8 protein-coding genes, 1 tRNA gene and 1 pseudogene are annotated in these 8,401 nt (G+C 30.1%); 3 read left to right on the top strand and 7 right to left on the bottom strand.

Annotated elements, in window-relative coordinates:
• On the bottom strand, positions 1-566 hold a 566-nt coding region (locus tag J2Z39_RS03085; RefSeq protein ID WP_209813738.1), incomplete at its 3' end, for a GTP-binding protein.
• A 111-nt stretch (positions 567-677) separates the two neighbouring features.
• Between J2Z39_RS03085 and J2Z39_RS03080 the strand changes: the two genes are divergently transcribed.
• Together J2Z39_RS03080 and J2Z39_RS03075 are read left to right on the top strand one after the other, a co-directional pair.
• Positions 678-753: transfer RNA gene (locus J2Z39_RS03080), tRNA-Thr, on the top strand.
• A gap of 692 nt (positions 754-1,445) precedes the next feature.
• Positions 1,446-2,255, top strand: a complete 810-nt coding sequence (locus tag J2Z39_RS03075) for an AraC family transcriptional regulator (RefSeq protein ID WP_209813737.1) — start codon at positions 1,446-1,448, stop codon at positions 2,253-2,255.
• 66 nt (positions 2,256-2,321) lie between these two features.
• Here J2Z39_RS03075 and J2Z39_RS03070 read toward each other — a convergent pair whose 3' ends face one another.
• The 3 genes and pseudogenes from J2Z39_RS03070 to J2Z39_RS03060 all read right to left on the bottom strand — a co-directional run bounded on the left by J2Z39_RS03070 (position 2,322) and on the right by J2Z39_RS03060 (position 5,025).
• Positions 2,322-3,668, bottom strand: a complete 1,347-nt coding sequence (locus tag J2Z39_RS03070; RefSeq protein WP_209813735.1) for a DUF438 domain-containing protein — start codon at positions 3,666-3,668, stop codon at positions 2,322-2,324.
• A 111-nt stretch (positions 3,669-3,779) separates the two neighbouring features.
• A pseudogene (locus tag J2Z39_RS03065) lies at positions 3,780-4,499 on the bottom strand (putative glycoside hydrolase); the annotation flags it as partial.
• A gap of 175 nt (positions 4,500-4,674) precedes the next feature.
• Positions 4,675-5,025, bottom strand: a complete 351-nt coding sequence (locus J2Z39_RS03060) for a type II toxin-antitoxin system HicB family antitoxin (RefSeq protein ID WP_117521132.1) — start codon at positions 5,023-5,025, stop codon at positions 4,675-4,677.
• Positions 5,026-5,617: 592 nt separating this feature from the next.
• Between J2Z39_RS03060 and ypfJ the strand changes: the two genes are divergently transcribed.
• Complete coding sequence (gene ypfJ / locus J2Z39_RS03055) at positions 5,618-6,517, top strand: KPN_02809 family neutral zinc metallopeptidase (RefSeq protein WP_209813733.1); 900 nt, start codon at positions 5,618-5,620, stop codon at positions 6,515-6,517.
• Positions 6,518-6,702: 185 nt separating this feature from the next.
• Here the strand turns inward: ypfJ and J2Z39_RS03050 are convergent, their stop codons facing one another.
• The 3 genes from J2Z39_RS03050 to rplJ all read right to left on the bottom strand — a co-directional run bounded on the left by J2Z39_RS03050 (position 6,703) and on the right by rplJ (position 8,300).
• A complete protein-coding gene (locus J2Z39_RS03050) occupies positions 6,703-7,158 on the bottom strand; it encodes a Fur family transcriptional regulator (RefSeq protein WP_117521162.1) in 456 nt (151 codons plus the stop codon).
• Positions 7,159-7,263: 105 nt separating this feature from the next.
• Positions 7,264-7,650 (bottom strand): 50S ribosomal protein L7/L12, encoded by a 387-nt coding sequence (gene rplL, locus J2Z39_RS03045; RefSeq protein WP_117521128.1) that lies wholly within the window; start codon positions 7,648-7,650, stop codon positions 7,264-7,266.
• A gap of 74 nt (positions 7,651-7,724) precedes the next feature.
• Positions 7,725-8,300: a 50S ribosomal protein L10 gene (gene rplJ / locus J2Z39_RS03040; RefSeq protein ID WP_117521126.1), complete on the bottom strand. Its 576-nt coding sequence runs from the start codon at positions 8,298-8,300 to the stop codon at positions 7,725-7,727.
• Positions 8,301-8,401: the final 101 nt, after the last annotated feature.

Genomic DNA, 8,401 nt, shown 5'->3' with positions numbered 1-8,401 from the left:
GACCATTCGCCTTCTCCACCTTCTTGTAGGGATTTTAATGCACTTCCTACTACTACTGGGGCTTCGTCTCCGTCATAGTCGTATTCGCTTAGTAGGTCTCTTACTTCCATTTCTACTAATTCGATTAGTTCTGGATCGTCTACTTGGTCTTCTTTGTTTAGGAATACTGCTATTTTTGGTACTCCTACTTGACGTGCTAATAGGATGTGTTCTCTTGTTTGTGGCATTGGACCATCTGCTGCACTTACTACTATGATTGCTCCGTCCATTTGGGCTGCTCCTGTAATCATGTTTTTAACGTAGTCAGCGTGGCCTGGAGCGTCGATGTGTGCATAGTGTCTGTTTGCTGTTTCGTATTCTACTACTGATGTATTGATTGTGATTCCACGTTCTCTTTCTTCTGGGGCTTTATCAATGTGTTCGTAATCTACGAATTCGCCTGTACCGTATTTTTTGTTTAATGCTTGTGTGATTGCTGCTGTTGTTGTTGTTTTACCATGGTCTACGTGGCCTATGGTTCCTATGTTTAAGTGTGGTTTTGTTCTTTCAAATTGTTGTTTACTCATTATATCCTCCAAATGTTATCATATACCACTATTCTACCATAATAGTTTTAAAATTACTATAAAAACTTTATTTGCTAAAAACATCTTAATAGTGTATAATACTTGAGTAATGCCACTTTAGCTCAGTAGGTAGAGCGCATCCATGGTAAGGATGAGGTCCTCGGTTCGATCCCGGGAAGTGGCTCCATTTTTTTGCCTAAATTGCTATATTTCAATATCTTTCTATAATAGTATTATATGATTTTTCACGGTTTTTCAAGCCTATTGGTCACCACACATTGGTAACGCATTACAGATCTATTGGTAACACACTGGTAACAGGTTGGTAATGCAAATTATAAGTACAATAAACATACTGGGCTGTTGCAGAATGAATAAATCATCAGCCCATTTGATATCATAGATACCAATTGAATTTTCTTTATAATAGATATTCATTAGTTTATCTATACCATATCTAGTAGCATATTGTCTAATAAACTCATACTTTTAAGTGTATAAATATCTTTTTTTGTCATATCTTCTTCTATTACACATAACTATTGAAATCACAACAATCATTCATATTTCGAGTTATAAGCAATTTAATATATAAATCCATATTTAGGGGCCTAATATCTATATAAAAATGCAAAAAATAGCCAACCTATAAAAGCATGCTCCAATCCTTGCCATAGCATATAGATCTGTCGATCCCTACTTGTGGAAAGACTTTTCCACTTCCCAACTAGCCATATCACTAAAATTTAAATACATGGGAAAATTAGTTTGGCGTACCCCCATATATAAATTCATTACTAACAACATAGTAAAGCGATCTATTTTTACTTATATTTAAATACCCTAGTTTTACTAATTTATTTAAAGATGATTTAATATGTGTTACAGGGTATCTTTAAAATACTTGATGCTCAAAAAAACAATTATAATAGAAATTATTCTTCAAGAATACAATTTCACCCTTTTACTTATTTTTATTATGTAAAAAAAGGTTTTGGCAAACTTTCTGTTAAAAATGAAACAATTAATGTACATCAAAATGACATTATTGTAATAAATTCAAATATTGGACATACTATATATGTTGATGGATCTTGCGGTGTATGTGAAATAATTGGTTTTGTTGTGGAATCTTTATCTATTTCAAAGATTAATAAAAAAAGTGGAAAGATTGATACAATTAATTTTTTTAATGCAAATGTAGAGGAAGACGATATAGACGCTCATTATTTTGATGAAATTTATGATGAATTTAATAGCGATGAAATTTTCTCAAAAGCAATGGCTAATTCAAAGGCTGCAATATTTATAGTAGAATTTTTAAGAAAATTTAAGAGTTCCATTACTGTAAAACACGATAGAAAAGTTAATAGACAAATAGACTATATAAAAAATTATATTGATAGCAATTATGCAGAAGATATCAAATTAGAGCAATTATCAGCAATGGCATATATGAATAAGTTTCATTTAATTTCTGAATTTAAGCAATCATATAGAGTTACCCCTATTGAATATCTAATTTTAAAAAGAATAGAGATTTCTAAAAATTTGCTTATTTCTACTAACCATTCTATGGAGGAGATTTCTTCAATAGTAGGTTTTAATTCTCAATCATATTTTAATCAAGTTTTTAAAAAGAAAGTTGGACAAACTCCTTCTCAATTTAGGAAAAAACATAGATTATAATTTAATTTTAAAAAATCGTGTCATATTAAATGAGTATATTATTTAATGACACGATTTTTAATTTAACTATAATTTATTCCATTTTTTAAGATAACTTTTGTAAAAATCCATATTCTGAACAGTTTCTAAGATCCCTTTGTAATTGCCATTCTTATCCCAAACACCATAGTAAGTTACAGTATAATCACTGCCACCTATATCTCTAATCACTACAACTTTATCTCTAGTGCCCGATTTTAAATCAGAAATAATTTTTCTCACCTTACGTTCAGCTTGAGGTGGATGACAAGAATATACATCTCTACCTAAAGACGACTTAGGTCTTTTAAAAACTTTATCTCCATTATGATTATTATAATAAGAGTTTATATCTTCTTCATCTACAAAAGTTATTTCAATGTTCATGGTATCGAGCAATGCTTCAAGTTGATCTACTCTTAATCTACCTTTTGAAAAATATATATACCCCTCTGTATTCTCGTCTTTTTGTTTTGATGCTTTATTATAAGTTTTAATCTGATTATTATTTATATCATGATCATATTCACTTAAATCGTTATATATATTTGAATAATCTTCATCAGATAGATTTTCCTCTAATAATGGGAACAATATATTTTCTTCTTTATAGGTCATTTCCTCTGCCCTAGCAAGAGTATTTTCTAATAAATCTAAATCTTTATTTTTTATAGCTTTGCTAAAACTTTTTAAGATTTCATAATCCACACCCCACATTACTTCTGAAGGGCCTGGCTTATTGTATTTTGATTTAAGTAGAGGATAAATTAAATCACCTTTTTTTCTATAGTGACTATTTAATAATTTTTTTAATATTTTACTTCCTGCAAATTTTTCTTCCACAGGTAATGCATTATATGTTTCCAAAGCTTTATTTATATTATTATTTTCGTTGCTAAAATATTTTAAAACATCATTTTCATAAGTTTTTTTGATATTTTCATTTTTAGTCATTCCGTGAAAAAGTGATGAGTGAACATCACAAAGTTTTCTTACTTCATCTTTATCCATACCTTCACTTAATAGAGCTTGCTCAGCATCCATAATCTCAGATGATGATACCCCATCGAAATTTTCTTTAAAATCTTTTCTTACATTTTCTATGTTTTCACCATCCGATAACCTTCTTATATAAGATTTAATTAACTTTTGTCTTTCAATTACATCATTATCCAAGGATGAATCAATAACTTCATATCCAAGACTCTCAAGTTTTGATTCTATTTCTGAAATTCCTAGTAGCTTAGCCCCACGCTTTATTGACATCTTACTTGCCATATTTTCTATCATCAACGGATTATCTAAACCGATAAATCCAATACTTATTAAATCATTTTTTAACGTTTCATTAGAATGTATTAATTTTGCAATATTTTCATTTATATCAATTTTCATAGCTTATCCTCCATCATTAGTTTAACATATAAAGAATATCATTATCAGTAACATTTGTTACAAAATATTCAAAAAAATAAAACTGTAGTAAATTTTTTACTACAGTTCATATTAATAATCTACTCCTGTGGAGTACTCACTATTTGCATTCCATATTAAATATTCATTTTGTCCTTGATCGTAGATAGCGTCTATTTGAGCTTGAACTGCATCGGCATCATATTCCATCCAGTTTCCTTCACCAATCCATGATGCAGTAAAGTCCTGAATCCATGGTCGAGATAGCGGAGGATGATCTAATGCTCCTAATACTTCTTGTTCTTCATCTAAATATCTTTTTACAAGTTCGTAAGGCTGTAAATCTGGTTTGTCAAGATCAAATGAACCGCTCTCCCAGTGGGATGGATAGATCATGGCTGATATTACATCTGTTTGATTAGCCATTTTATCAAAATCTTGCCCTATACCTTCTGCATGTCTAACTTGTAATGCGTAACCAAATACATCTATTGATATTGGTACATCGTATTTTTGTAGTTCTTCACGAGCTCTTTGCACAAAACCTGTAATAGCTGCTACTCTTTTTTCTCCCTCATCCATTTCTGTATTATTTTCAAATTCACCTTTAGAATAATCTAAAGTATCGCCAAAAGTTTCAAAGCCTTCTGCAAATCTAACATAGTCAAATTGAATCTCATCAAAACCAGCTTGAGCTGCAAGTTTTGCTATTTTTAAATCGTAATCTTGAACTTCTTTTAAAAATGGATTCATAAAAGCTTCATCCTGAGCATTTTTCCACAAACTTCCATCATCCAATGAAAATCTTCTATCATAGCTTCTGGGTCAACTATATCTATCCATACAATTTGTGCATAAAATCCATATAAAATATAAGAAAAGAGCCAACTACACTGATCAGCACTAAGAAGTTATCTTTACTATAGATTAAACCATATTTAATTTTGTAAGCTTCTTTTAATAAAAGTGATGTGAGATACCTAGCTAATTAATATAATTTTCTATAATTAAGGTTTTTTACGCTCTTATCGCTAAATTTCTTAACATAATCCGTCAAATCTAAGAAAACATAGTTCTTAAAACTATCTTCATATGATATATACTCTTTATCATCTTCATCTAATTTTATTTCAATTTCATCTAAACTAGATGCTTTAGGCATTAGATAAGCTTTAGTATAATATTCAAATAAATAAGTTCCTAACGCATCCTGCGCCATTTTTAAAGATTCATTTAAATTATCCCCATAAGAAATGCATCCCTTTAGATCTGGGAAGAGCACTGTATAAGAATCACTATCTTTTTCTTTTAAAAATACAGCTGGATAATTAACAAACATATCTGACTCCTAAAATTTATTTTAGTAAGGAGTGGCTATTTTAACCTCTCCGTGTTTCAAGATCATATGTTCAGTCCTCTTTGATAAATCTTTACCAGTCTGAAAATTCTCTAACTTCTTTTTAGAATTATCCCCCTGATTATGCATAATAAATATTTGCGCTATAATTAAATTATTCCTCAAATAATTGGAGTTATACCCATGAGATAGAGCTTGTTGGCAATAATATAATCACCAATCATAACTTTACTTGTTACCATTATTTATAATTTATGGAAAGAAAAGCATATGATAAAAAGCAGGACTGAACCATATGCTTTTATATACCCATGAAAGAAATATTGTTTACACTAATATCATAAAGCTAATGAGTCTTGTAGCTTTTTTATGGAATAAAAACTCGCTTATTGGAAAAATTACATCATAATTGTAAAAATTATCATTTCGTATTACTGTTTAGATCTTATATAATCATATAGTAAATATTTTGTTAGATTGACTTATACAATATTATACCTAAATTTATAAGATATTATTAATATATTAGCTTTTGGGTAAACATTAATTTAGTAAATGCTTTATGGAGGAGTTTATGAAATGGGAAAATAGAAGAAGAAGTAGCAATGTAAGAAGAGGATCTAGCTACAACAAAGGAACAAATTACGGATCTAGAGGTGGAATTCCAATAAGAGTTGGAGGTGGACTAGGCAGCATAATTCTTATAATCATCTTATTATTTTTTGGTAGATTATTAGGAGGAATATCTGGTGAAGACTCAAGTTATGAAGATAATAATCCTAATCAATATAATAATCAAGAATATACTCAATCCACTAATGAAAGCCCAGATAGAGAAAGGTTAGAAGATTTTCTATCAGTAATATTAGCTGATACAGAGGATGTCTGGCATGAAAAATTTAAGGAAATAGGATCAGAATATGAAGAACCTGTCATGGTACCTTTCTCAGGGAATACTAGATCAGCATGTGGTGTAGCAAGTAAAGATATGGGGCCTTTTTATTGTCCACTAGATGAAAGTATTTATATTGATGTAGATTTTTATAATCAACTACAGAACCAATTTGGAGCAAGCGGTGATTTTGCTTTCGCTTATGTTCTAGCTCATGAAGTAGGACATCACGTCCAAAATCAATTAGGAATATTAGATCAAACTAACAAATTAAGAAAAACTTTGCCAAGCAAAGAATACAACAAGTACTCAGTAGCTCAAGAACTTCAAGCTGATTATTTCGGAGGATTATTTGCATATTATGTTGAAGAAAAAGGTTATTTAGATCCAGGTGATATTAAAGAAGCAATGGATGCTGCTGCAGCTATCGGTGATGATAGGATTCAAGAAATGTCTGGTAGAGAAGTCAATGCAGATACATTTACCCACGGATCATCTGCTCAAAGAAAAGAAGCCTTTGACTTAGGATATAAATATCACGATATTGATCATTCAATGGTATTCTTTGATAAAATTAAGTAATTTTATGAAAAAGACCTCGCTATTTATGTGAACTCGTAAACACGAAATAAGTTAATAAACTTTAAGCGGAATATAATCTGCATCTTACAAGTAATATTCCGTTTAACTTTACTTTAACCTTATCTTTGTTATATTTGGCATGAAAAACCTCCATCCGTATTCTGAATTTTTAGGATTCATATATTTTAAGAAGTCTTTTTTTTACAATTATGGCATATACCCCTATATACTATTTCAACTGTATGTATGTCGTAATCTTTCAATTCCTCTGGTATATCTTGTTCTTTCACATTAAAATCAATAATGGATTCACACTCTTCACAAATAAAATGACCATGGCTTTGTTTACTAAATTCATATCTTTTACTTACCATATTAAAATCTAATTCTCTAATTATTCTTTTATCAGTCAAAAGATTTAATGTATTATAAACGGTTGCCTGTGATATAACAGGATCTACCTTTTTTAAATCGGTATAAATTTTTTCTGCTGAAGGATGATTATGGTTAAGAACTAAATAGTCTAATATCAATAATCTCTGGTGTGATAACCTAATATTATTATCTTCTAATATCTTTTTTAATTCTTTTGTTCTATTTTCATTATCAAGATGATTTATTTCTTTAATTTTATTTTCCATAGCACCCCTCTTTTTATTAAATATACATCTAAAAATATTTTTATCAATAGTAAAAATAAACATAAAAAAAGCTCATGTAAACATGAGCTTTTAGAATATATTTAACTATGCAAGTTCTACTTCTGCACCAGCTTCTTCTAATTTAGCCTTTAAATCTTCAGCTTCTTCTTTTGATACACCTTCAGCAACATTTGCTGGAGCTCCGTCAACTAAAGCTTTAGCTTCTTTAAGTCCTAGACCAGCTGCATCTTTAACAACTTTGATTACATTGATTTTAGCTTGTCCAGCTGATTTAAGAACTACATCAAATTCAGATTTTTCAGCTTCTCCTGCTTCTCCACCAGCTGCTGCTGCTCCTGGAGCTGCTGCTACAACTGCAGCTTGAGCTGTTACGTCAAATTCTTCTTCTATTGCATGTACTAAGTCAGATAATTCTAATACTGTAAGACCTTTAATATCTTCTAATAATTGTGTTACTTTTTCGCTTGCCATTTTAATTCTCCTTAAAATTTTATTTTATAATTTTACTAATAAACTAGTTTCGTTTTATCTTATTACAATTCTAATTATTCTGCAACTGGTGTTTCTTCTGCTACTTCACCATTTTCTTCTCTTTTAGCACGTACTGCATCAAGAGCAAGAGCAATCTTAGCAACTGTATTATTAAGATCACCAGCAAGTGATTGGATTGGTGATTGTAATACATTTGCAAGCATTGAGTAAAGAGTTTCTTTGTTTGGTAATGATGCTATTGCCACCATTTGATCACCAGATTGAACCATACCTTCTACAAGACCAGCTTTGATTAAAAGTTTCTCTTTTTCTTCATCGCCTTCTTTTGTATAGTCTACTGCTACTTTTGGTCCTGTAACTGAGTCTTCGTTAGAAAAGATTAAAGCATTTGAACCTTTAAGTTCATCTATTAAATCACTATAACCTAATTCTTCAAAAGCAAATCTCATCATTGTATTTTTATAAACTTTATATTCTGAGTTACCTTCTCTAAATTTTGTACGTAATTCTGTGATTTCTTGCACATCCATTCTATCAAAACCAACAAGAGTTACAGATTTTGAATTTTCAATTTTTTCTTTAATTTCGTCAACAACTACTTGTTTAGCTGCTATAGCTTTTTCGCTCACTTTTTCACCTCCTAAAGGCTTAATGGTAGGTATAAAAAATCCCCACAAGTGTGTAAGCATAATTAATTATGCTTACATCGGTGGGGATGTAAGTTTGGTTA

Source organism: Anaerococcus nagyae (genome assembly GCF_017874535.1).
Classification (GTDB): domain Bacteria; phylum Bacillota; class Clostridia; order Tissierellales; family Peptoniphilaceae; genus Anaerococcus; species Anaerococcus nagyae.
The sequence above is the reverse complement of the archived record's forward strand: the minus strand, read 5'-3'. Positions and strand labels throughout refer to the sequence as shown.

Bases quoted from the DNA above. Each gene is read 5' to 3' on its own strand.
- J2Z39_RS03050 (WP_117521162.1), bottom strand. From the start codon at position 7,158: ATGGAAAATAAAATTAAAGAAATAAATCATCTTGATAATGAAAATAGA.
- ypfJ (WP_209813733.1), top strand. From the start codon at position 5,618: ATGAAATGGGAAAATAGAAGAAGAAGTAGCAATGTAAGAAGAGGATCT.
- J2Z39_RS03060 (WP_117521132.1), bottom strand. From the start codon at position 5,025: ATGTTTGTTAATTATCCAGCTGTATTTTTAAAAGAAAAAGATAGTGAT.
- rplL (WP_117521128.1), bottom strand. From the start codon at position 7,650: ATGGCAAGCGAAAAAGTAACACAATTATTAGAAGATATTAAAGGTCTT.
- J2Z39_RS03070 (WP_209813735.1), bottom strand. From the start codon at position 3,668: ATGAAAATTGATATAAATGAAAATATTGCAAAATTAATACATTCTAAT.